The sequence below is a fragment of the Nonomuraea fuscirosea genome, assembly GCF_003001935.1.
GTDB classification, from domain to species: Bacteria; Actinomycetota; Actinomycetes; order Streptosporangiales; family Streptosporangiaceae; genus Nonomuraea; species Nonomuraea fuscirosea.
In genome coordinates this window covers 269,074-292,147 of record NZ_PVNG01000001.1, presented here as the reverse complement: position 1 = coordinate 292,147, position 23,074 = coordinate 269,074, and the positions used below count along the sequence as shown (strand labels likewise).

The window sequence follows — 23,074 nt, the reverse complement described above, 5'->3', positions numbered from 1 at the left end:
GCGGGCTCCGGTGGCGGGAACGGCGGCGGGGGCATGTTAGTCGCCGGCGGTCCGGTCGGCGCCGTCGCGCTCGCGTCTTACGGCGAGGCGCCGGCGTTGCCCTTCGTGCACGTCGGCCACCCACTCCCAGCCGGGCCGGGCCGACGGGCCGATCCGCGGGTCGCTCGGCTCCCGGCCTTCGCGCAGGGCGAGCACGTACGCCCGGTCCAGCTCGATCCGCGCACGCACCTGACCGGGTCCGCCGACCGATCCGTGGCCGGGGACGACGAACTCGACGTCGTCCGCCGCCTCCTCCAGCAGCCGCAGCGCGGACAGGTAGTCCTCGATCGGGTCGGCCCCGCCTTCCAGGTCGAGCATGGGGACCAGGACGTCGGACAGCATGTCGCCGGCGACGAGGACGCCGCGTTCCTCGACGAGCAGCGCCGCGTGGCCGGGGGCGTGCGCCTGATGCTCGATGATCCGGGTGCGGGGGCCGTCCCAGGGCACCTGCTCCGTCCCCTCGGGCAGGGCGGTGATGTCACCGAGCAGGTCCGTCGGGACCTGCCCGGCGATCTCCGTTTCGAGCAGGTGGTCGGTGACGAGGGCCTTGCCCTCAGGACCGGACAACTGCTCGCGTGCGGTCTCCGCGCAGCGCGCCGTGCCGTAGCGAGGGGCCGGGCCGAGCCGGGAATGCCAGAGGACGTGATCCCAGTCCGGATGCGTCGCGAAGCCCGCCACGACGCTCCGCCCCGCGCCGGACAGGTCGTCGGCGAGGCAGGCCAGCTCGTGGTGCTGGATGCCGGGGTCGATGAGCAGCACACCGTCCCGGCCGTGCACGACGACCCCGTTGGTCTGGACGAACTCGCTCGTGTGCACCAGCACACCCGCTGCGACCTGCCTCAGCACGGAGGCTCCTTCCCCTGGTGAACGGCAACCGCTCTACCACCCCTTGTGGACGGCGACCGCTCCGCTGCCGAGACCGTAGTGATCGGCGGCGACGGATGGCAAGGCGGAGGAGCGAGGCGAATGAGCCGCGACCGGAGCGCGCCGCGCCGTCCGCACCAGGCCTGAGCCGCGCCATCAGGACACCGCGCTATTCGGGTGCCGCGGGCCGTCTCGTGCGGCGGGCGGCGAGGCCGGCCAGGCCGGCGCCGGCCAGGAGGGCCGCGCCGCCCACGGCGAACGGCCACACCGGCCCGCTCGCGGCGAGCGCGCCCCCGCCCGTCTCGGGATGACCCCTGGGCACCCTGTGCTCGTCCTCGCCCGCCGGCCGCCACGGCCGCCCGGTCTCCCGCGTGCCCGGCTCGGAGCCCTCCCGCGTGGGCGGCTCCGACCAGGACTCCTCGTGGTGCGGATCGCTCGACCCGGCGTCCGTGGGGTGGTCCTGAGGGGAGCCCGGCGCGCCGGTCGGCTCGTCGCAGAGCAGCGGCAGCGGAAGCAGACAGAGCGCCTCCGTGCCGGGCACCCGATGGCCTGGATCGTCGGAGTCGGAGGCCCTGGAGACGGAGGCTCCAGAGACGGAGGAGGCACTGGGAACGGAGGCAGCGGAGGCTGTGCCCAGACCCGCCGCGAGGCTCACTCCCGCGACCGCGAAGGCGGTCGCCGCTCCAGCCGCTGCGAGACGTCGCGCTCTTGCCATGAGAAGGCTCCAGACTCGGTTGTCGCCCCCCGATGCACATGAGAGCCTGGCGAATTATTAGACCGCCAGTCAAGTAATGTGACCGAAGTGAAACCAGCCGGACACGGAGTGTTTGGCGGCGGCAGATCGTGGCAGAGGAACCCCGACAAAGGGGGCAAAAGCCGTGACAGGGAGTTTGCAGTTCATCGGCAACGCGACCACGCTGATCCGCTACAACGGGCTCACGCTGCTGACGGATCCCAATTTCCTGCACCGTGGCCAGCGGGCGTACCTGGGTCACGGCCTCAGCTCACGCCGCCTCCTCGACCCGGCCGTGCGGATCGAGGACCTGCCGACGATCGACGCCGTCCTGCTGTCCCACCTGCACGGCGACCACTGGGACCGGGTGACGCACAGAAACCTGCCCAAGGAGACGCCGGTCATCACGACCACGGCGGCCGCCCGCCGGCTGCGCCGCCGCGGCTTCCGCCGCAGCGTGGGACTGCGCCCGTGGCAGCAGCACGTGCTGCGCGGCCCGGGCGGCACCGTACGGATCACGGCGCTGCCGGCCAAGCACGCGCCCGGCCCCGCAGAGGCGCTGCTGCCGCCCGTGATCGGCACGATGCTGGAGTTCTGCAACCAGGACGAACGGGTCGAGCTGCGCCTGCACATCAGCGGCGACACCCTGCTCGACCGGCGGCTCGACGCCATCCCGCGCCGCTTCCCCGACATCGACCTGGCCCTCGTCCACCTGGGCGGCACCAAACTGCTCGGCACCATGCTGGTGACCATGGACGGCGCGCAGGGGGCCGCCTGGGTCGGCCTGATCCACCCGCACGCGGTCGTCCCGGTCCACTACGACGACTACACCGTCTTCAGCTCGCCGCTGGACGACTTCAAGCACCACATCGAGCAGGCCGGGCTGGCGGACCGGGTCGTCTACCTGGAACGAGGTGAGACGCGCGAACTCGCGCCCCACCACCTCCTCCGCCGCTGAGCCCCGCCGCCCGTCTCTCAGGTGTCGGACCGGGCCTTGCTGGGCTGCACCCGCTTCGGCTCCCCCGGCATCTTCGGATAGTTCGGCGGATAGGGCATGTCGCCGCGATCGTCCTCGGCGTACAGTTCCAGGAGACGCTCGATCGAGTACGCCTGATCGTCGATGGCCGCGTGCACGTCGCCCACCTTCGCGAAGCGGGCCGGCACCGTGCGCAGGTCGAAGTCGCGCGGGTCGGCGTCCTCCAGCTCCTCCCAGGTCAGCGGGGTCGAGACGGGGGCGTGCGGCTGCGCCCTGACCGAGTAGGCGCTGGCCACCGTACGGTCCCTGGCGTTCTGGTTGAAGTCGATGAACACCCGCTCGCCGCGCTCCTCCTTCCACCACGCCGTGGTGACCAGGCTCGGGTCACGCGCCTCGACGGCCCTGGCCAGGGCGATGCCGGCGTGGCGTACCTGGACGAAGTCCCAGCGCGGCTCGATCCGCACGGCGATGTGCACGCCGCGGTTGCCCGAGGTCTTCACGAACCCGGTGATGCCCAGCTCGTCGAGCACGTCCCTGGTCAGGAACGCCGCCCGGCGCGCCGCGTCGAACTCCAGGCCCGGTTGCGGGTCCAGGTCGACGCGCAGCTCGTCGGGGTGCTCGACGTCGGCCGCGCGCACCTGCCACGGGTGGAAGTCGATGGTGCCGAGGTTGGCGCAGTAGGCGATGGCCGCCACCTCGGTGACCCGCAGGGACTGTGCCGTACGGCCGCTGGGGAAGGTCACGGTCACGGACTGGAGCCAGTCGGGATGCTTGGGAGGCATCCGCTTCTGGTAGATCGCCTCGGTCTGCACGCCGTCGGGGTGGCGCTTGATGTTGGTGGGCCGGTCCTTGAGCGCCCGCAGGGCCCCCTCGCCGACGCTCACGTAGTACTCGACCAGTTCCCGCTTGGTCGCGCCGATCTCAGGAAAGTAGACCTTGTCGGGATTGGTGACCTTGACGGTCCTCTCCCCCACCTCGAGCTCTATGTACGGCGATGCCATGCCACCGAACCTACCCTGCCCACGCCCTCCGCTCCGTGAAGAACGGCCGCCGGGTCCGCGGGGTGAGCCCGTCCCAGGTCTGCGGGGTGGGCCCGTCCCGGAGCCGCCTCAGTGGCGGGACCGGGGGCTCGACGGGACGGGCCGCTGAGAGCGTCCGCCGCCGTTCCGGGCGCTGGCGCGCCACCCGGCCGGCCGTTCCGATCCCCAGCGGCGCCAGCACGGGCGTGGGCTGTGCCGCTCGGCGGGATCTGCGGACGATCTCACCCCTTCACAGGAGGCGATGACACCCCCATGCCTACAAAGACGCGAATTCGCCCCAGAACGGATGCTTCACCCTCTGGAGATCTCTTTTTGCCCGATCTCGTATCCTGAACTCATGGACAAGGTGGTCAAGAGCGAGGCCGAGTGGCGGTCCGAACTGTCGCCCGAGGAGTTCCACGTCCTCAGGGAGGCCGGGACCGAGCGCCCGTTCACGGGGGAGTACGTCGACACCAAGACCGAGGGGGTCTACTCGTGCCGCGCCTGCGGTGCCGAGTTGTTCCGATCGGACACGAAGTTCGAGTCGCACTGCGGCTGGCCGAGTTTCTTCGAGCCGTCCGAATCCGAGTCGGTGCGGCTGATCGAGGACCGCAGTCTCGGCATGGTGCGCACCGAGGTGCGGTGCGCGCGCTGCGACTCGCATCTGGGGCACGTCTTCCACGGCGAGGGTTACCCGACGCCGACGGACGACCGCTACTGCATCAACTCCGTGTCGCTCCGCCTCGAACCCAAACAGTGATCACGTAGCGACAGCGCGTATCGATCGTCTCTCCCGGGTACGAGTGCCGCGTGCGGTTTGTACATCTTCGCCACCGCTGGGTGACGATCGAGACCATCGGTCGGATCGTCACCCAGCGGTGTGACGTGTGCTCGAAAACCCGCGTCCGCGTGCGCTGACCGGTCCCTCGGCGCCGGGAGGACGAACGCGGCGGCCCAGATGACCTCGGTGCCGGCCCGGTGACGATTCCGCCGACCGGTCATCCCGGCGCGGGGTGGGTGACGCGGCAGCTGCGGTCGGAGCGGCCCAGGATGTTGGCGAGCACCGGGTTGCCGTTTCCGCCGAACTCCGCCTGGACGAACACGACCGGGTCGGCCACCCCGCGCTCGTGCATGTAGGCCAGGCCGCGCTCACACAAAGTGATCGCGGTCAGCGAATTGTCCGCGGTTTCCGGCAGATCCGTATAAATGCGCAAATATCCGCCGACTGTGCGAATGTCTCTGAGGCGTTTCATCGCCTTGTCGCCCGGCCCCCAGTTGGCCCGGAAATACCGCGCCGCCTCCTGATCGGTATGCCGGGACGGCCCGTCGGCCTTGTAACCCTCCCCGTCGGCGGGGTCCGGCCCTCCGGCCAGAACGTCGTCCGCCGTCGTGGTCCCCGCGACCATCCCCGGCTCAGCGGCCCCGCCCTCTCTCGTGGCGCCGTCCTGCCCAGTGCCTCCCTGAACCGGCCCCGACTGCACGGTGGGCGCCTGGGACCTGGGCGCCTGCCGCGTCTCGGCCCCCGCACTCGCCACACCCCTGCCGGGCTCCCCTGGTGATCCCCCACCGCCGCCCGTCGTGGGCGTGCCACCTCCGCCCGTCGCACCGTCACCCCCGCCCGACGCCGCACGTTCCCGCGTCACCGCCCCAGACGACCCGTCCCCGGAACCGGAGGCCACGGGCACCCCACCACCCCCTCCGCCTGACGCACCGGAGAACACCCCGTTCACTCCGAGCAGCCCCGCGACCCCACCCACCAGCACCAGCACCCCCGCCACCAGCCGCAGCCGCCCCCGGCCACGACCTCGCGCCCGATGCGTCCGCCGCGCCCGCACATGACGGCCCGCCGCGTGCCGACCGGCCGGTCGTCGTTCTCGTCTTGCCGGCTCCGCCACCCCGTCCTCCGGTTCCCGTTGGAACGTGCCACCCCGCGCATGTCCAGCGACCAAGAGATTTCCCCTGATTGTGACAAAGGGGATAGATCAATTCCGTGGGATCGCCAATATGGGTCTTGCTGGGTACGGATCCGGCCCACCAGACTGCGATTGTGTCGACGGACGAGATCCTGAAATGTCGCAATCTGCGGAAGACGTTCGGTGATCTCGTCGCCGTGGACGACGTCAGCTTCACCATCACGGCGGGCGAGACCTACGGCCTGCTCGGCCCCAACGGCGCCGGCAAGACCACCACGATCTCCATGATCGCCGGCATCCTGGCCCGCGACGGCGGCGACGTGTCCGTCTGCGACCGCCCCCACGGCACCTCCAGCGCCTGGGGCAAGCGCCGCATCGGCTACGTCCCCCAGGACCTGGCCCTCTACCCCGACCTCAGCGCCCGCGAGAACCTGCGCTTCTTCGCCCGCCTGTACGCGCTCGGCCGCGCCGAGGCCCGCACCAGGATCGAGGAGGTGCTGGAGGTCGTCGGCCTGACCGACCGCGCGAAAGACCCGGTCAAGGACTATTCGGGCGGCATGAAGCGGCGGCTCAACATCGGCGTGGGCCTGCTGCACCGCCCTCCCCTGCTGATCCTCGACGAGCCCACCGCCGGTGTCGATCCGCAGAGCCGCAACGCGATCCTGGAGAGCGTCGCCGCGCTGACCGGCGAGGGCGTCGCGGTCCTGTACACCACGCACTACATGGAGGAGGCCGAGCGGCTCTGCGACCGCATCGGCATCATCGACCTGGGCCGGATCAGGGCCGAGGGCGCCCGGAGGGAGCTGGTCGCCCTGGTGGGCGAGCTGGACCGGATCACGCTGACGGCCGACGGGACGCGACCCGTACCGGAGCTGGAGGCCCTGCCCGAAGTGCGCGAGGTCGGCGTCCAGGAGGGCCGGCTCGACGTGATGGTGGCGGACGCGCGCAGCGCGCTGCCCCGGGTCCTGGCCGCGGCCACCGAGGCCGGCCTGGTCGTCCGCGCGGTGGAGGTGCACGAGCCGAACCTGGAGTCGGTCTTCCTGCACCTCACCGGCAAGGCGTTACGGGACTGACATGGGGCCGCTGCTGCTCATCGCCGCCAAGGACCTGCGCCAGCGGGTCAGGGACAGGTCGCTGTTCCTGCTGGCCCTCGTGGTGCCGTTCGGGCTGGCGGCGATCTTCAGCGTGGTCTTCAGCGGCGTCGACCGGCAGGAGACGGCCACGTTCGCGGTGGCCGACCAGGACGGGGAGCAGATCGCGCGCACGTTCACCGAACAGGTGCTGGCCCCGCTGGAGCGGCAGCGGGTGCTCAGGCTCAGGACGGCGGCGACCGAACAGGAGGCCCGCGACCTGATCGCGCGCGGCCAGGCCCGCGCCGCCTACGTCATCCCGGCCGGGTTCAGCCGGGCCGTGCTCAGCGGGCGGCCGGCCACGCTGCGGGTGATCGGGGACGCGAACGCGCCGATCGGCTCGTTCGTGGCCCGCTCGGTGGCGGACGCGTTCGCGGCCGAGGTCCGGTACGTGCAGGTGGCGCTGGCGGTCAGGGGCGGCGGCTCCCCGCAGGAGGCCGCCGCCGTGCCCGCGCCCGTCACGCTGGAGGACCTGACGGCCGAGCGCCGCCAGTTGTCGCTGGCGGAGAGCTTCTCGGCCGGAATCGCGGTGTTCTTCCTGTTCTTCACCGTGCAGTTCGGGTTCAGCTCGATCCTGGACGAACGCCGCGACGGCACCCTCGCCCGGCTGCTGGCCGCGCCCGTCCCCCGCGCCACGATCGCCTTCGGCAAGCTGCTGAGCGGCGTCGTCGTCGGCGTGATGAGCATGACCGTGCTGGTCATCGCCTCGTCGCTGCTGCTGGGCGCCCGCTGGGGCCACCCGCTCGGGGTGGGGCTGCTCGTCGTGGCGGGCGTGCTGGCGGCGACCGGCGTGATGGCCCTGGTCGCGACCGTGGCCAGGAGCACCGATCAGGCGCAGAACGGGCAGGCCGTGGTCGCGGTGCTGCTGGGCGTGCTGGGCGGCGTCTTCATCCCGTTCCAGCAGATGGGCGAGGTGTTCGTGACGCTGAGCCTGCTCACCCCGCACCGGTGGTTCCTCCAGGGGCTGGCCGACCTGCACGGCGAGCACGCGCCCGTGCTGGCGCCGGTGCCGACGCTGGCGCTGCTGGGATTCGCCGCGGTGACCACGGCGATCGCGCTGACCAGGCTGGGAAGGATGTTGCGAGCATGATCGCCATCGCCTGGGTGAACCTGGTCAGGCTGTTCCGGGCCCGCGCCAACATCTTCTTCGTGATCGTCTTCCCCATGGTGCTGATCATGGTGCTGGGCCTGTCGTTCGGCTCGGGCTTCGTGCCCAAGCTGGGCGTCGCGGGCGGTGCGGGCGCGCGGGCCGGCGAGCTGGTGGCCGCGCTGGAGCGAACCGGGCGGATGGAGGTCGTCCGGGTCGGCGACGACGCCGAGGCCCGCGAGCTGGTGGAGCGCGGGCGGCTCGCCGCGGCGCTGATCGTCCCGGAAGGCTACGAGGGCGCCATGTCGGGCCGGAGCCGGGTCGCGCTGCCGCTCCTGAGCCGGAACGAGCCCTCCTCGCTGCAGCTCGGCGCCGCCGTACGGTCGGTGGTGCAGCAGGTCGCGATGCCCGCCAGGGCCGCCGCGTACGCCGGCGACGGCTCCTTCGACCAGCGCCTGGCCAGGGCGCAGGCGGTCCAGGTGCCGGGCGTCACGGTGTCGTACGCCACGATCGGCGCCCGCGCCGGGAGCGGCTCCCGTACCGATGACGGATTCGTCGCCGCCGCCAGCACGCAACTGCTGCTGTTCACGTTCCTCACCTCACTGACCGGCGCGACGGCGCTGATCGAGACGCGGAGGTACGGCGTCTCGCGGCGGATGTACGCCACACCGATGCCCGGCGGCCGGATCCTGCTCGGCGAGGCCGCCGGGCGGGTGGCCGTGGCGCTGGCCCAAGGGCTGATCATCATGCTCGGCTCGGCGCTGATCTTCGGCGTGCGCTGGGGCGACCCGCTCGGCGCGGCGGCGTTGCTGCTGGCGTTCTCGCTGGTCGGCGGCGGGGCCGGGATGCTGCTCGGGGCGGCGATGCGCACCGAGCAGCAGGCGCTCTCCCTCGGCCTGCTGCTCGGCCTGGGGCTGGGCGCGATCGGCGGCGCCATGGTGCCGCTCGACCTGCTGCCCGCCACGATGCGGCAGGTCGCGCACCTCACCCCGCACGCCTGGGCCATGGACGGCTTCGCCGAGCTGCTGGGCCGGAACGGCACGATCGCCACCATCCTGCCGCAGCTCGGCGTGCTGGCCGGATACGCGGCCGCCCTGTTCGCGCTCGGCACGTGGCGGCTGCGCGCCGCGCTGACCCGGTAGACCCCGCCGAGGCGGCTCGTCAGGGCAGGGCGGCGACGAGCTCCTGCACCGGCTTGCGGGCGCCGGTGTAGAACGGGATCTCCACGCGGGTGTGCCGGCGCGCCTGGGCCGCCCGCAGCGTACGCATGAGGTCGACGATCCGGTGCAGCTCGTCGGCCTCGAACGCGAGCATCCACTCGTAGTCGTTGAGCGAGAAGCAGGCCACCGTGTTGGCCCGCACGTCGGGGTAGTCGCGCGCCATCCTGCCGTGCTCGGCCAGCATCGCCCGGCGCTCGGAGTCCTCCAGCAGATACCACTCGTAGGAGCGGACGAACGGGTAGACGCTCACGTAGGCGCGCGGCTCCTCCTCGGCGAGGAAGGCCGGGACGTGCGACTTGTTGAACTCGGCCGGCCGGTGCAGCGCCATCGCCGACCAGGCGGGCCTGGTGCGCCGGCCCAGCTCCGTGCGCCGGAACCTGGAGTAGACGTCCTGGAGGTCCTCGGGCGTGGGCGCGTGCCACCAGAACATGAAGTCGGCGTCGGCCCTGAAGCCGGCCACGTCGTAGACCCCCCTGGTCACGACGTCCTTGCCGGCGGCCTGGTCGAGCAGCTCCTGGACCTCCGCCGCGAGGTTGTCGCGGTTGCCTGGACACGGCTCGGTCATCTGGAAGACCGACCACATCGTGTAACGGATCACCTGGTTGAGATCGCGGGCCTTCGGCCGCGGAGCGCCCTCTGTCATGGCTCCTATTCTCCTCCGCCGGCCAGGTGGTCCAGAATCCGGGCGGCGGCCGTACGCGCGGTGCCGATGCACGCGGGGATGCCGATGCCGTCGTAGGCGGCGCCGCACACGGCCAGCCCCGGCTGCACGGCCACCGCGGCGCGCACCCTGGCCACCCGGTCGAGGTGGCCCACGTTGTACTGCGGCAGCCCGCCGCCCCAGCGCGTCACCCTGCTGTCGAGGGGCAGGCCGCGCACCCCCATCACGTCGGCCATCTCGGCCGTGGCCAGGGAGACCAGCTCCGTGTCCTCGCGCTGGAGCAGGTGCTCCTCGCCGACCCGGCCGATCGAGCAGCGCAGGAGCACCAGGTCCTTGGCCAGATGAGGCCACTTCACCGAGCTGAACGTGACCGCCTTGACCGGCCGCCGCTCCACCGGCGGGACCAGGTAGCCGCTGCTCGCGGGCGGCTCGGGGAAGGCGTCCACGGGGTAGGCCAGCGTCACCACGGCCATGCTCGCGTACTGGATGCGGGCCAGCTCGGACGACGCCTTCGGCGCCTCGGCCTTGAGCAGCCTGGCCGCCGCGGGCCCCGGCGTGGCCACGATCACCGCGTCGGCCTCGATGATCTCCGGTCGCGGCACCGGACCCGTCACCAGCCGCCAGCCGGTCTCGGTCCTGTGCAGCTCGCGTACGGTCACCCCGGTCCTGACCTCGGCCTCCGACGCCTTGGCGACCGCCTCCGGCAGGGTGCCGACGCCGTTCCTCAGCGACGTGAAGACGGGACCGGCGTCCTTGGGCGCCTCCTCGACGAGCTGCCTGGCCGCGGTCAGCAGCGAGCGCTCGGACCGGGCCACCGCCGCCACCCGCGGCATCGTGGCCTCCAGCGAGAGCATGTCGGCGCGGCCCGCGTAGACGCCGCCGAGCAGCGGCTCGACCAGCCGGTCGACCACCTCGGCGCCCATTCTGGCGCGGATGTAGGCGGCCACGGACACGTCGGTGCGGACGAGGGTCGCGGGCAGGATCTGGTCGAGCGGCACGCGTACCAGGCCGCCGGGCGAGACGATGCCCGACTTCGCCAGCTCGGTCAGGTCGGACGGCACGCCCATGACCTGGCCCTTCGGCAGATAGCGGAGCGTGCCCCTGGTGTAGACGGCCGAGCGCGTGGTGCCAGGGAGCACCAGGTCGTCACCGAGCCCGACCGCCCTGGCCAGCTCTTTCCCCTCGGGACGCCGGGCCAGCATGGCTTCGGCGCCGGCGTCGACGCTCACCCCGGCGACCTCCGAGGCGTACAGTTTGCCGCCGATGCGCGGGGAGCCCTCCAGGACCGTCACCTGGATCCGGTCGCCGGCACCCTGGCGCAGATACCACGCGGCGGCCAGCCCGGAGATCCCCGCGCCGATGACGACCACATGCGCCCGTTTCCCATCCACGCCTCCCGACGCTACCGCCTCACCCCCACGCTCAGCGCTTCGGGCCTGTGGCGAGGGAGTGCCGTCGCTTGGGAGGAGCGGAGGGAGCGCAGCGACCGGAGCGGGGGGAAAGCGACGGCATCTGGCGACCGAGCCCGCCGCACGCAGTGCGGCAAATCAAACGCGAGGGAGTGCCGTCGCTTGGGAGGAGCGGAGGGAGCGCAGCGACCGGAGCGGGGGGAAAGCGACGGCATCTGGCGACCGAGCCCGCCTTCGCGGAGTGAAGGCCATCAAACACAGTGACCGGAACGTGATGGGGTTGGTCAAACCGAGTCCGCGTAAGGCTCGTCATTAGGGCATGAGGAGAATCCGGTACGGCATCGCGTTATCGGCGGCCTGCGCGGCCCTGGCCTTGAGCGGGTGCGGGGGCGCGGGCGGCGAATCCAGCTCGGCCGGCGCGCCTTCCAGGGAGTTCGTCCGGTCCCAGGACGCCCCCCAGGCCGCTCCCCAGGACGCCGACGCCCAGGACGGCGGCGTGCAGGAGGATGCGGGCCGGCGGCAGGAGGGGCAGGCCGGCGCGGCCGGCGACGTCAAGGTGACCCGGCAGGACCGGCAGGTCATCTACACGGGGAACATGACCGTACGGGCCAAGCAGGTGAGCACGGCCGTCCAGCAGGCCAAGCAGATCGTCACCGCCGCCGGCGGCTACCTGTCGCAGGAGCAGACGAGCTCGGCCAGCCAGACCGAGGACTCCGCCACGCTGGAGTTCAAGGTCCCTCCGGCGAAGTACGCCGAGGTCGTGGGCCGGTTCGGCAAGGAGCTGGGCAAGCAGCTGTCGATGCACCAGGGCACCGAGGACGTCACGCTGAAGGTGGCCGACGTCGAGAGCCGGCTGAAGTCGGCGAGCGAGTCCCTGGAGTCGCTGCGCACGCTGCTGAAGAAGGCGGACACGATCGGCCAGGTGCTGCAGGTCGAGCGGGAGATCGCCACGCGCGAGGCCGACCTGGAGTCGTTGCAGGCGCAGCAGAAGGAGCTGGCCGCGCAGGTCTCGATGGCCACGCTCAGCCTGCAGCTGGTGGGCCCGGTGGCCGAGGTGGTGGATCCGGCGGAGGAGCCGGCCGGGTTCCTCGGCGGGCTGAAGTCCGGGTGGGACGCGCTGGTGTCGTTCACGAAGGTCGCGCTGACCGTGATCGGGGCGCTGCTGCCGTGGCTGCTCTTCTCGTCGCCGCTGATCGCGCTGCTGGTCTGGCGCATACGGCGTGACCGCGCCCGGCGCCCCGCTCCCCCGGCCGGCCCGGCGTCATCCTCCTCCGCGGGCCGCCCGACAGGCCCCGCTCCGGCAGGGTCCGCTCCAGGAGGGTCCGCTCCCACAGCGTCCGCTCCCACAGCGTCCGCTCCCACCGGGCCCGCTCCCGCGAACCCGGGCCCTGGCGAAACCGGATCGGGCAAGGAAGCCGTCGAGGCCTGACCGGCCTGAGGGACGCTCAGCCGGTGGGGGTGTGCTCGTGGACGAGGTCGGTGAGGCGCTTGAGCTGGTCGGGATCGGTCGAGGGCAGCACGCCGTGGCCCAGGTTGAACACGTGCCCCTCGGCCGCCTCACCCCGCCGCAGCACCTCGCGCGCCTTGCGCTCGACCACCTCCCACGGCGCCAGCAGGATCGCCGGGTCCAGGTTGCCCTGCAGCGCCTTGCCCGGCCCCACCCGGCGGGCGGCCTCGTCGAGCGGCACCCGCCAGTCGACGCCCACGACGTCGGGCCCGGCCTCGCCGAGCACGCCGAGCAGCTCGCCCGTGCCCACGCCGAAGTGGATCCGCGGCACGCCGGTGACGCCCTCGAAGATGCGCCGGGTGTAGGGCAGGATGAACTCGCGGTAGTCGTCGGGCGCGACCGCCCCCACCCAGGAGTCGAAGAGCTGCACGGCCGAGGCTCCGGCGGCGACCTGGATGCGCAGGTGTTCGAGGACGATGCCGGTCAGCCGGTCCATGAGCGCGTGCCACAGCTCGGGGGCGCCGTACATCATGGCCTTGGTGCGGTCGTGGTTCTTGGAGGGGCCGCCCTCGATCAGGTAGGAGCCGAGCGTGAACGGCGCGCCGGCGAAGCCGATGAGCGGGGTGGCGCCGAGCTCGCCGGTCAGCGCCTGGACGGCCTCGGTGACGTAGGGGACGTCGCCGGGCTCCAGCGGGCGCAGCGCGTCGATGCCCTTGGCGTCGCGGATCGGGTCGGCCACGACCGGGCCGACGCCCGGCTTGATGTCGAGGTCGATGCCGATGGCCTTGAGCGGCACCACGATGTCACTGAAGAAGACGGCCGCGTCGACGCCGAGGCGGCGGACCGGCTGCATGGTGATCTCGACGATGAGGTCGGGCGTCGCGCACGCGGTGAGCATCGGGACGCCCGCGCGGACCTTGTGGTATTCCGGCAGCGACCGCCCGGCCTGACGCATGTACCAGACAGGGGTGTGGGGGACGGGCCGGCGGTGGCAGGCACGCAGGAAGGCGGAGTCGGCGAGGTTCACCAGACAAGGGTGCCATGCGCGGTGGCCGGTCACGACACCGGCGCGAGGTGTCGGAAAAAGATGCATTGGACACCCCAAATCATGATCAGATAGTCAGATGAAGGTTTACCGGTCTGCTCGGCATCGGCAGCGCACACGGGTCGAACACACCCCATGCCCGCCCAGAGAGCCGGTCTCGACTGGGCCAAATGTTGCCCAAGCCACCGCGCGGCACCGATTCAGCGACCACTTTCGGGACACGCCGAGCGCGTTGCGGGGAATTGTCAGCGGCTCGTGCCAACGTCGGAGCCACGACCCGAAGAAAGGCCCCGGTTCGATGACTCATGCGATGACCGCGTTGTGGAGTTCCCCAGAGCGCCGCAGTGAACGCTGCCCCGCCTGCGCCGACGAGCGGCCTTTCGAGCAGCCGCCGTGCCTCGACGGTCACGAGCCCGGCGAGTGCCCCGAGTGGGCGTGCCTCGACTGCGGCCACGCGATCACGCTCGGCACCGTGGAGTCCACCCGCCCGGCACGCCAGCTGGTTACGGCAGCGGCTTGATCACGAAGGATGAGCACCCCCGTGGTCCCCTTCCGTCCGTCTTCGACCTACGCTTCGGCTATGACGCTCGGTGACCAGCCGCCGCCGCCCGCCGCGTTCTCGCGCGCCGCGGCGAGCCTGCGGCAGACCGAGGTGCGGCCGGAGATCGAGCTGGAGGACCTGCCCGCGCCGCAGCGGCTGGCCCCCTACTCAGCGGCCATCGGCGCGTCGGTCTACCGTGACGACGACGAGCTCGCGGTCGGCCGGCTGATCCTGCTCTACGACCCCGACGGCCAGCGCGGATGGGAGGGGCCGTTCCGGCTGGTGGCCTACGTCAGGGCCGACATGGAGCCGGAGATCACCTCCGACCCGCTGCTCGGGCCGGTCGCGTGGAGCTGGCTGACCGAAGCTCTCGACGCGCATCAAGCCGACTACTCCGCCGCTGGCGGTACGGTGACAAGAGCCGTTTCCGAGGGGTTCGGCAACAAGGCCGAGGACCCGGTCACGACCGAGCTTGAGCTGCGGGCGTCGTGGTCACCCGCGCAGGAGGATCTGTCCGGCCACGTCGCCGCCTGGTGCGACCTCATGTGCGTGGCCGCGGGCATGCCGCCGCTCCCGCCCGACGTGGCCGCCCTGCCCCGCCGACGTGATGATCCGGAGAGTGACCGAACGAAGTGAGGGCACCAGTCAAGACAGCACCCGCGTCATGAGGTCGGTGAACTCATGACAGAAGAACGCACAGTAGAGCCACTGCTGGAGCCGCGCGAGGGCATCCCCCCCGTCGTCGCCGACGCCGCCGGGCTGGACGAGGTCGTGGCGCGCTTCGCCGCGGGCACCGGCCCGGTCGCGGTCGACGCCGAGCGCGCCTCCGGCTACCGCTACGGCAACCGCGCCTACCTCGTGCAGCTGCGCCGTTCCGGCGCCGGCACCGCGCTCATCGACCCGATCGGCTGCCCCGACCTGTCGGCGCTCGATCAGGCGGTGGCGGAGGCCGAGATCGTGCTGCACGCCGCGTCACAGGACCTGCCCTGCCTGATGGAGGTGGGGTTCAAACCGCGCGAGATGTTCGACACCGAGCTCGCGGGCCGGCTGCTCGGCTATGAGCGGGTCGGCCTCGGCACGATGGTCGAGACCGTGCTCGGGCTGCGGCTGGAGAAGGGCCACTCGGCGGCCGACTGGTCCACCAGGCCGCTGCCCGAAGACTGGCTGCGCTACGCGGCACTCGACGTGGAAGTGCTGGTCGAGCTGCGTGACGTGCTCCACGGTGAGCTGGCGGAGTCGGGCAAGCTGGAGTGGGCGCGCGAGGAGTTCGCCGCCGTGCTCGACACTCCGCCGCCGGTGCCCCGCTCCGACCCGTGGCGGCGCACGTCGGGCATCCACAAGGTACGCAACGTCCGGGCTCTGGCCATCGTGCGGGAGTTGTGGACCATGCGCGACCAGATCGCCCGCGAGGCCGACCTGGCGCCGGGCCGGGTGCTGCCGGACTCCGCGATCGTCGCCGCCGCGCTGGAGGGGCCGCGTACGAAGAAGGCATTGACCGAAATTTCAGCATTCACCGGGCGAAGTGCCCGCCGGCACATGAACGACTGGCTGGCCGCCGTGGCCAGGGCCAGAAACCTGCCCGACCACCAGCTCCCCCAGCCCAGCACGCCCGGCGACGGCCCGCCCCCGCCCAACCGCTGGGCCGACCGCGACCCGGCCGCCGCCAAGCGCCTGGCCGCGGCCCGCGCGGTGGTCTCGGCGCTGGCCGACGAGCACCACATGCCCACGGAGAACCTGCTGCAGCCCGACGCCGTCCGCAGGCTCACCTGGGAGCCGCCCGCCGACATCACCGACGAGAGCGTGACCGCCCGGCTGCGCGAGCTCGGCGCCCGCGAGTGGCAGCTCTCCCTCGCCGCCCACCCCATCGCCAAGGCCCTGGCCAGGCTGGAGGTACGCGGCGGGTCCTAAGCTCGGCATCGGGTGCACTCACCCACGGTCGAGGTCCACCTGAGGTTCGCGCCACTTGACGCCCTCGGTGGCCCGGCCGTACCGTTCGGGAAAGCGCTTTCCATGTGAAGGGAACCTCATGAGCGTGCGCACCATCGGGGTCGTGATGAACGGCGTCACCGGGCGGATGGGCTACCGCCAGCATCTGGTCCGTTCGGTTCTGGCCATCAACGAGCAGGGCGGCGTCACGCTCTCGGACGGTTCCAGGGTCAAGCTCAGGCCCGTACTGGTCGGCCGCAATGCCGACAAGCTTTCTGATATCGCTACAAAGCATGATATTCCGGATTTCACCACTGACCTCGACGCGGCCCTCGCCGCCGACGACAACCTGATCTACTTCGACGCCCAGGTCACCAGCGCCCGGGTGAAGGCCGTGCTGAAGGCCATCGAGGCGGGCAAGCACATCTACGCCGAGAAGCCGACGGCCGAGTCGACGCAGGAGGCGCTCGCGCTGGCCGAGGCCGCCGCGGCCAAGGGCGTCAAGAACGGCGTGGTGCAGGACAAGCTCTTCCTCCCCGGCCTGCTCAAGCTGAAGCGGCTGATCGACGGCGGCTTCTTCGGCCGGATCCTGTCGGTGCGCGGCGAGTTCGGCTACTGGGTGTTCGAGGGCGACTGGCAGGAGGCCCAGCGCCCGTCCTGGAACTACCGCGCCGAGGACGGCGGCGGCATCGTGCTCGACATGTTCCCGCACTGGCACTACGTGCTGGAGAACCTGTTCGGCCGGGTCAGGTCCGTCTACGCCCAGGCCGTGACGCACATCCCGGAGCGGGTGGACGAGCAGGGCGTCACGTACCAGGCGACCGCGGACGACGCCGCGTACGGGATCTTCGACCTTGAAGGCGGCATCGTCGCCCAGATCAACTCCTCCTGGGCGGTTCGCGTCAACCGCGACGAGCTGGTCGAGTTCCAGGTGGACGGGACGCACGGCAGCGCGGTGGCGGGCCTGCGCAACTGCCGCGCCCAGCACCGCTCGGCCACCCCGAAGCCCGTCTGGAACCCCGACCTGCCGGCCACGGCCCGCTTCCGGGACGGCTGGCAGGAGGTGCCGGACAACGCCGAGTTCGACAACGGTTTCAAGATCCAGTGGGAGGCGTTCATCCGCCACGTGCTGGAGGACGCGCCCTTCCCGAACGACTTCGCCTCGGGCGCCCGCGGGGTGCAGCTCGCCGAGCTGGGCCTGCGTTCGAACGCCGAGGGCCGCAGGATCGAGGTGCCGCAGCTGTGAGGATCGACCTGCCTGACGTCGGCGCGTACACGCTGAGAGAGCCGGTGAGCTGGCCGGTCGTCGCGACGCCCGCCTCCAGCCGCATCGTGTACGCCGCCGCCCACGTCGTGGCCGACCCGCTGGGCGACAACACGCCCGGCTCCCCCGCGGCCGTGGACTGGGAGGCGACGCTGCGCTTCCGCCGCCACCTGTGGTCCCACGGCCTGCGCGTCGCCGACGCCATGGACACCGCCCAGCGCAACATGGGCCTGGACTGGCCGGCCACCAAGGAGCTCATCCGGCGCAGCGCCGAGGAGGCCCGCGCGTACGGCGACCCGGCGGCGCTGGTGTCCTGCGGCGCGGGCACCGACCACGCGCCCGGCGCGGCCGACCTGAACACCATCACCGCCGCGTACGCCGAGCAGATCGAGACCGTGCAGTCGGCGGGCGCCGGCGTGATCGTCATGGCCTCCCGCCAGCTCGCGCGGGCGGCCTCGGGCCCGGCCGACTACCACCAGGTGTACGGCAAGCTGTTCGGCCTGACCGACCGCCCGGTGATCCTGCACTGGCTGGGCGAGATGTTCGATCCGAACCTGGCCGGCTACTGGGGCTCGCGCGACGTGGCGGCGGCCACGGACGCGTTCCTCGAACTGATCCACGCCCACGCCGCGACGGTGGACGGCGTGAAGGTGTCGCTGCTGGACGAGGAGCACGAGATCGGGTTGCGCGCCGCGCTGCCCGAGGGCGTCAAGCTGTACACGGGCGACGACTTCAACTACCCGTCACTGATCAGGTCGGGCTCGCACGCGCTGCTCGGCATCTTCGACGCCATCGCCCCGGCCGCGGCGGCGGCGCTGCGGGAGCTCGACTCGGCGCAGGCCGGTGACGAGGCGGAGCGGGAACGGGCGCTGGCCGCGTACGAGGAGATCCTCGCCCCGACGGTGCCGCTGTCGCGCAAGATCTTCGAGGCTCCCACGTACAACTACAAGACCGGCATCGTCTTCCTGGCCTGGCTGAACGGCCACCAGGACGCGTTCGCCATGGTGAACGGCGCCCAGTCGGCCCGCTCGCTGCGGCACCTGTCGGAGGTGTTCCGCCTGGCCGACCAGGCCGGGTTGCTGACCGACCAGGAGCTCGCCGTGCGCCGGATGAAGGCGCTGCTGGAGGTGAACGGCCTGTGAGCCTGTCGCTGAACCAGTGGACGACCAGGCGGTGGTCCTTGGCCGAGGCCGTGGACGGGTGCGTGCGGCACGACCTTCCCGCGATCGGGCTGTGGCGGGAGAAGGTCGCCGAGCAGGGCCTCTCGGAGAGCGTCAAACTGCTCCGCTCGGCCGGGCTGCGGGTCTCGTCGCTGTGCCGTGGCGGCTTTCTCACCGGGGGCGGACTGCCCGGTGAGGAGGGAAAGAGGGCTTTCGCCCGGGCGCTGGAGGACAACCGGCGGGCCGTCGACGAGGCGGCGGAGCTCGGGGCGTCCTGTCTCGTGCTGGTGGTGGGCGGTCTGCCGGGAGTGCGACCCGGCGAGGCGCTGCCCGCGACCGGGTTCACCCGCGATCTGGCCGGGGCCAGGGAGCGGGTGGCCGAGGCGCTGGCGGAGCTGGCCCCCTACGCGGGTGAGTGCGGGGTCAGGCTGGCCCTGGAGCCGCTGCATCCGATCTACTGCCCGGACCGCGCCGTGCTGTCCACGCTGGGTCAGGCGCTGGAGCTGAGCCTGCCCTTCCCCGAGGAGCAGGTCGGCGTGGTGGTGGACACCTTCCACGTGTGGTGGGACCCGAGGCTGTTCGAGGACATCGCCCGGGCCGGCCGCCGGATCGCCAGTTTCCAGGTGTGCGACTACCTGCATCCGCTGCCCGAGGACGTGCTGCTCGGCCGGGGCATGATGGGTGACGGCGTGATCGACTTCCGGCCGATCACGGAGGCGGTGCTGGCCGCCGGATACACCGGCGACGTCGAGGTGGAGATCTTCAACGCCGACGTCTGGGCGGCCGACCCCGACGAGGTCGTGGCCACGATGAAGACCCGCTACACGGACGTCGTGCTCCCTTGACCCGCGTCACTCCGGTGCGGTACGCGAGCGGGACCGTCCCGGCGACGGGCGGCGCCGTCGCGGGCGCCCCAGACCGGTCGCCAGGCCGGTCGTCAGGCCGGTCGTCAGGCCGTCGCCGGGATGGTCGCCAGGCCGGTCGCTAGGACGGGAGTGTGACCGTGCCGGCGGCGCCGTCGACGGTGATCTCCTGGCCCGAGGTGATGCGGTGGGTGGCGTCGGCCACGCCGACGACGGCCGGGATGCCGTACTCCCTGGCCACCACCGACCCGTGCGACATCGCGCCGCCCATCTCCATCACCAGGCCGCCCGCGGTCAGGAACAGCGGGGTCCAGCCGGGGTCCGTCGAGGGGCAGACCAGGATCTCGCCCGGCTCCAGGTGCGCGCCGATCGGGTCGAGCACGACCCTGGCCACGCCGGTGACCGTGCCCGCCGAGGCGGGCGTGCCGGTCAGCGCGCCGTCCGCGGCCGGCTGGGCCAGGCTCTCGGGTTCCGTGCCGTCGGACAGCAGCACCCGGGGCACGTGCCGGCGCCGCCGCTCCCGCTCGTACGTCTCCCGCCGCCGCGCCACCAGCTCCCGCAGGTCGGCGGACGAGCTCAGCGCGGCCCGCGTCTCGCGCAGGTCGAGGAAGAACACGTCGCCGGCCGCGTCCAGCACCCCGCGCGCCACCAGGTGCTCCCCGACCACGAGCAGGCTGCGCCGGATCGCCGCCAGGGTCTTGACCAGGTAGAACTTGGGCAGTTCGCGCAACCCGGCGTACCTGCGGGTGCGTCCGAGCCCGAAGCGCACGACGGCGGCGCGCCAGCGTCCCTTGAGCCGCGCCCGCGCCGCCACGTGGGCGATGGCCGCGCGCGCCTCCCGCTCGCCCCTGGCGAACTGCGCGGCGGGCGCGAGGTCGGGGTCGCCGTCCATGCGCAGGTAGTTGGCCAGCACACCGAGGATGTGGGCGGGCTCCTCCGACCATCGCGGCACGCCCAGGTCGATCTCGGCGACGCCGCGGTGGCCGTACGTGGCGAGGAAGGCGGTGATCTCGCGCTGGGCGACCGGCGGCAGGCGTTCCTCCTGGTAGCGGCGGACCAGCTCGGCCACCGTCAGCTCCTTGAACGGCTCCGGCTCGACCCGCGTGGCCAGTCGCCACAGTTCGAGGTCCATCTCCGTGGTCGGGTTGTGCGGCACGCTGCGCAGGACGTCGCCCATCTCGTTGGTCGGCACGCCGGACAGCTTGGACGCCAGCGCGAACAGGCCGTACCCGGTGATCGCGAGCGGCATGACCGAGATGATCAGCGGGAACGTGCGGACGAGCACGCGTTCGGCGTGGTCGAGGCGCTGTGCCGGGGTGGCGGAGGCGGGCACCCGCAGCCGCCGGTCGAGCTCCTCACCGAGCCGGACCGTCAGGGCCAGCGCCCGCCTGGGGCTGGTGAGCGCGGTCAGGACGCGGGACGGCAGGCGCACGTTCCTGATGAAACGGGCCAGACCGCGCAGGAAGGGACGGCGGGAGGAGTCCGCCAGGGACAGGCGCGGGTCCTCGAACAGCCGCTCCATCACGGGCACCGCGCGGGCCTCCCCCAGCGTCAGCGCGCGGGGCAGGATGGCGCGGCCGTTGCGGGAGCGTACGGCGGTGGTGAGGTCGATCCACATGCGCTCCCCCGAGCTCGTCATGAAGGCGGCGCCGTCGAGGGGGTCGGCGGGCGCGTGCCCGGCCAGGCCCGCGCCACCCGCGCTGATCACCCGGAACGCGGCCTGCCCCATCGGGGTGAGCGGGCCCATGACGCCCTGGGCGACGTTGACGGAGAAGTAGACCCGCAGGCCCGGCCGGGGCCGCTCGGGCAGCGGGTAGAGCGTGGTGATGGGCCTGGCCTGGGTGAGCCAGAGCCGTCCGTCGTCGTCGAGGGCCCACTCGGTGTCCTGCGGCGAGCCGTAGTGCTTCTCGACGCGGTTGCCCAGCTCGGCGAGCCGGAGCACCTCGTCGTCGGTGAGGCAGAGCCCGTCGTACGCGGTCTCGACCCGCTCGGTGCCGCCGCCCGGCAGGGAGCGGATGACCAGCCGCTTGTCCCCCGCGTGGCGTTCGAGGATCCGCCCGTCGAAGACGAGGAAGCGGTCGGGGTTGACGGCGCCGGAGACGACGGCCTCGCCGAGTCCAGGGCTGGCGTCGATCACGGCCTCGTGCCTCCGGCCCGTGACCGGGTTGGCGGTGAACATCACGCCCGCCACCCGCGCGTCCACCATCGCCTGGACGACCACCGCGAGCCGGACGGCGGCGTGGTCGATGCCGTTGGACTCGCGGTAGGCCACCGCGCGGTCGGTCCACAGCGAGGCCCAGCAGCGGCGGACGGCGTCCACCACCGCCGCCCCTCCCACCACGTTGAGGAAGGTGTCCTGCTGGCCGGCGAAGCTGGCGAACGGCAGGTCCTCGGCGGTGGCGGAGGAGCGCACCGCCACGGGCACGTCGTCGCCGAGCGCGGCGTAGGCCTTGAGGATCTCCTCGCGCACGTCGTCCGGGACCGGCGCCTGGAGGAGGTGCCGCCTGGCCCGCGCGGCCAGGTCCTCGCCGCTGGTCTCGAGGTCCAGCGCGACCTGGCGGTACGCCTCCGTCGTCAGCACCCAGCCGGGCGGCACGGGCAGCCCCGCCCTGGTCAGCTCGCCGAGGTTGGCCGCCTTGCCACCCACCTCGGCGAGCATGCCCGCGTGGATCTCGGAGAAGTCCAGAGCCGTCTTCATCGAATGCTCCCTGCCGGTTCTGCGTCGGTTGTGTCCAGTGTCGCCCAGCCCGGCAGAGAATTCAACACTTGATGAATCACACGTCCAAGGGCGAGCCGTCCAGATCCCATGCCGGGTCGAGGTCCACGCCGAGTGCCGCGAGGACCGTCGGGGTCACGTCCACCAGCCGCGGCTGCCGCAGCGGGCTTCCGCCCAGGTCCTCGCCCAGCCGGTTGGCGATCACGAAGACCGTGCGCTCCTCGTCGGAGGTGCCGCCGTGGCCGCCCGCGTCCACGTGCCCGTGGTCGGTGGTGACCAGCACGGTCCAGCGCTCGTCCGGGTACGCCGGCCGCGCCCGGATCGCGGCGAGCAGGCGGGCCAGGTAGGCGTCCTGGGCCTCCAGCGCGGCGGCGTACTCGGGGCAGTGGGGGCCGAGGTCGTGGGCCACCTCGTCGGTGTCGCCGAGGTAGACGAACATGGCGTCCGGGTCACCGGTGTTCAGCAGGCGTTCGGCGGCCTCGGTGACCTGCTTGTCGGCCAGGGCCCAGCCGATGGCGTACCCGTCGAGGGCCAGGCGGTGATCGATGGCCGGGCCGAAGGCGCCGTGCTCGGCGAGGGCGGCCCAGGAGAAGAGGGCGGCGGTGGCGAGGGTGGGGCGGGCCAGCTTCCCCCGAGTCAAGAAGTCCGGATATTTCGTGAACTGGGGGCTTGCGAAGCCGTTGTCCACGACGCCGTGTTTGTCGGGCCAGACGCCGGTGGCGATGGACGACCAGCCGGGGCCCGAGTCGGTACGCGACCGGATCACCCGGCCGCCGTCACCCGGCTCGGGGGCCTTGGGCACGACCTCGCCGGGTGATTCGGTGCGCGGTGTGCCGGCCTCGCCGTAGGGGAGGAGGCTGGTGCCGTACGCACCGGTGGACATGAGCGCCTTCAGAGTGGGCGCGGGCAGCTCCATGAGCCGGTCGTAGCGGAGACCGTCCATGCCGACGACGAGCACCTTGCCAGAGAATGGGGACATAACTCCATCTAAGCGCCCATCCCCCTCAAAACGGATGCGCCCCGCACCGAACGGCGGCCTCCGACAGCGGTGCGCTGCGGAG

Annotated in this window: 20 protein-coding genes; 11 read left to right on the top strand and 9 right to left on the bottom strand. The window is 72.1% G+C overall.

All coding sequences use genetic code 11. The features are described 5' to 3' along the window. Positions 1 to 36: 36 nt before the first annotated feature. Complete coding sequence (locus tag B0I32_RS01295) at positions 37 to 885, bottom strand: MBL fold metallo-hydrolase (RefSeq protein WP_106234198.1); 849 nt, start codon at positions 883 to 885, stop codon at positions 37 to 39. 187 nt (positions 886 to 1,072) lie between these two features. Next, a complete protein-coding gene (locus B0I32_RS01290; RefSeq protein WP_146177998.1) occupies positions 1,073 to 1,618 on the bottom strand; it encodes a hypothetical protein in 546 nt (181 codons plus the stop codon). Positions 1,619 to 1,781: 163 nt separating this feature from the next. On the opposite strand from B0I32_RS01290, the gene B0I32_RS01285 reads away from it, so the two are divergent. Further along, positions 1,782 to 2,594, top strand: a complete 813-nt coding sequence (locus tag B0I32_RS01285; protein ID WP_106234195.1) for an MBL fold metallo-hydrolase — start codon at positions 1,782 to 1,784, stop codon at positions 2,592 to 2,594. Between the two features lie 17 nt (positions 2,595 to 2,611). Here B0I32_RS01285 and ligD read toward each other — a convergent pair whose 3' ends face one another. After that, positions 2,612 to 3,613 carry a non-homologous end-joining DNA ligase gene (gene ligD / locus B0I32_RS01280; RefSeq protein ID WP_106234193.1) on the bottom strand — a complete coding sequence of 334 codons (1,002 nt, stop codon included), beginning with the start codon at positions 3,611 to 3,613 and terminating at the stop codon, positions 2,612 to 2,614. 376 nt (positions 3,614 to 3,989) lie between these two features. Here ligD and msrB point away from each other — a divergent pair, with 376 nt between their 5' ends. Next, entirely contained in the window at positions 3,990 to 4,391 is a 402-nt protein-coding gene (msrB, locus tag B0I32_RS01275; RefSeq protein ID WP_106234192.1) for a peptide-methionine (R)-S-oxide reductase MsrB, read from the top strand. Between the two features lie 238 nt (positions 4,392 to 4,629). Here msrB and B0I32_RS01270 read toward each other — a convergent pair whose 3' ends face one another. After that, on the bottom strand, positions 4,630 to 5,037 hold the full coding sequence (locus B0I32_RS01270) for a hypothetical protein (RefSeq protein WP_146177997.1): 408 nt from the start codon (positions 5,035 to 5,037) through the stop codon (positions 4,630 to 4,632). A 641-nt stretch (positions 5,038 to 5,678) separates the two neighbouring features. On the opposite strand from B0I32_RS01270, the gene B0I32_RS01265 reads away from it, so the two are divergent. The 3 genes from B0I32_RS01265 to B0I32_RS01255 are packed head-to-tail and all read left to right on the top strand — an operon-like array spanning position 5,679 to position 8,903. Continuing rightward, the gene (locus B0I32_RS01265; RefSeq protein ID WP_245955451.1) at positions 5,679 to 6,617 is read left to right on the top strand and encodes an ABC transporter ATP-binding protein; all 939 of its coding nucleotides are present in this window, start codon (positions 5,679 to 5,681) and stop codon (positions 6,615 to 6,617) included. A 1-nt stretch (position 6,618) separates the two neighbouring features. After that, positions 6,619 to 7,764, top strand: a complete 1,146-nt coding sequence (locus B0I32_RS01260; RefSeq protein ID WP_106234188.1) for an ABC transporter permease — start codon at positions 6,619 to 6,621, stop codon at positions 7,762 to 7,764. Beyond that, positions 7,761 to 8,903 carry an ABC transporter permease gene (locus B0I32_RS01255; protein WP_106234187.1) on the top strand — a complete coding sequence of 381 codons (1,143 nt, stop codon included), beginning with the start codon at positions 7,761 to 7,763 and terminating at the stop codon, positions 8,901 to 8,903. The genes B0I32_RS01260 and B0I32_RS01255 overlap by 4 nt, the downstream gene beginning before the upstream one ends. Before the next feature lie 19 nt (positions 8,904 to 8,922). Here B0I32_RS01255 and hemQ read toward each other — a convergent pair whose 3' ends face one another. Together hemQ and hemG are read right to left on the bottom strand one after the other, a co-directional pair. Beyond that, positions 8,923 to 9,624 carry a hydrogen peroxide-dependent heme synthase gene (gene hemQ, locus B0I32_RS01250; RefSeq protein WP_106234185.1) on the bottom strand — a complete coding sequence of 234 codons (702 nt, stop codon included), beginning with the start codon at positions 9,622 to 9,624 and terminating at the stop codon, positions 8,923 to 8,925. Positions 9,625 to 9,629: 5 nt separating this feature from the next. Next, positions 9,630 to 11,033, bottom strand: a complete 1,404-nt coding sequence (gene hemG, locus B0I32_RS01245) for a protoporphyrinogen oxidase (RefSeq protein WP_106234183.1) — start codon at positions 11,031 to 11,033, stop codon at positions 9,630 to 9,632. Between the two features lie 337 nt (positions 11,034 to 11,370). Between hemG and B0I32_RS01240 the strand changes: the two genes are divergently transcribed. Next, positions 11,371 to 12,480 carry a DUF4349 domain-containing protein gene (locus B0I32_RS01240; RefSeq protein WP_106234182.1) on the top strand — a complete coding sequence of 370 codons (1,110 nt, stop codon included), beginning with the start codon at positions 11,371 to 11,373 and terminating at the stop codon, positions 12,478 to 12,480. A gap of 16 nt (positions 12,481 to 12,496) precedes the next feature. Here B0I32_RS01240 and hemE read toward each other — a convergent pair whose 3' ends face one another. Beyond that, positions 12,497 to 13,525, bottom strand: a complete 1,029-nt coding sequence (gene hemE, locus B0I32_RS01235) for a uroporphyrinogen decarboxylase (RefSeq protein ID WP_106234180.1) — start codon at positions 13,523 to 13,525, stop codon at positions 12,497 to 12,499. Between the two features lie 598 nt (positions 13,526 to 14,123). Between hemE and B0I32_RS01225 the strand changes: the two genes are divergently transcribed. The 5 genes from B0I32_RS01225 to B0I32_RS01205 all read left to right on the top strand — a co-directional run bounded on the left by B0I32_RS01225 (position 14,124) and on the right by B0I32_RS01205 (position 19,279). After that, positions 14,124 to 14,720: a DUF3000 domain-containing protein gene (locus B0I32_RS01225; RefSeq protein WP_106234176.1), complete on the top strand. Its 597-nt coding sequence runs from the start codon at positions 14,124 to 14,126 to the stop codon at positions 14,718 to 14,720. 45 nt (positions 14,721 to 14,765) lie between these two features. Continuing rightward, complete coding sequence (locus tag B0I32_RS01220; protein ID WP_106234174.1) at positions 14,766 to 15,992, top strand: ribonuclease D; 1,227 nt, start codon at positions 14,766 to 14,768, stop codon at positions 15,990 to 15,992. Between the two features lie 118 nt (positions 15,993 to 16,110). Continuing rightward, a complete protein-coding gene (locus tag B0I32_RS01215) occupies positions 16,111 to 17,256 on the top strand; it encodes a Gfo/Idh/MocA family protein (protein ID WP_106234173.1) in 1,146 nt (381 codons plus the stop codon). Continuing rightward, positions 17,253 to 18,416 (top strand): dihydrodipicolinate synthase family protein, encoded by a 1,164-nt coding sequence (locus tag B0I32_RS01210; RefSeq protein WP_106234171.1) that lies wholly within the window; start codon positions 17,253 to 17,255, stop codon positions 18,414 to 18,416. The genes B0I32_RS01215 and B0I32_RS01210 overlap by 4 nt, the downstream gene beginning before the upstream one ends. Continuing rightward, the gene (locus B0I32_RS01205) at positions 18,413 to 19,279 is read left to right on the top strand and encodes a sugar phosphate isomerase/epimerase family protein (RefSeq protein WP_106234170.1); all 867 of its coding nucleotides are present in this window, start codon (positions 18,413 to 18,415) and stop codon (positions 19,277 to 19,279) included. The genes B0I32_RS01210 and B0I32_RS01205 overlap by 4 nt, the downstream gene beginning before the upstream one ends. 139 nt (positions 19,280 to 19,418) lie before the next feature. On the opposite strand, the gene B0I32_RS01200 is transcribed toward B0I32_RS01205, so the two are convergent. Both B0I32_RS01200 and B0I32_RS01195 read right to left on the bottom strand, forming a co-directional pair. After that, positions 19,419 to 21,995: a PEP/pyruvate-binding domain-containing protein gene (locus tag B0I32_RS01200; protein ID WP_106234168.1), complete on the bottom strand. Its 2,577-nt coding sequence runs from the start codon at positions 21,993 to 21,995 to the stop codon at positions 19,419 to 19,421. Positions 21,996 to 22,071: 76 nt separating this feature from the next. Beyond that, the gene (locus B0I32_RS01195; protein WP_106234167.1) at positions 22,072 to 22,992 is read right to left on the bottom strand and encodes an alkaline phosphatase family protein; all 921 of its coding nucleotides are present in this window, start codon (positions 22,990 to 22,992) and stop codon (positions 22,072 to 22,074) included. Positions 22,993 to 23,074 lie beyond the last annotated feature (82 nt).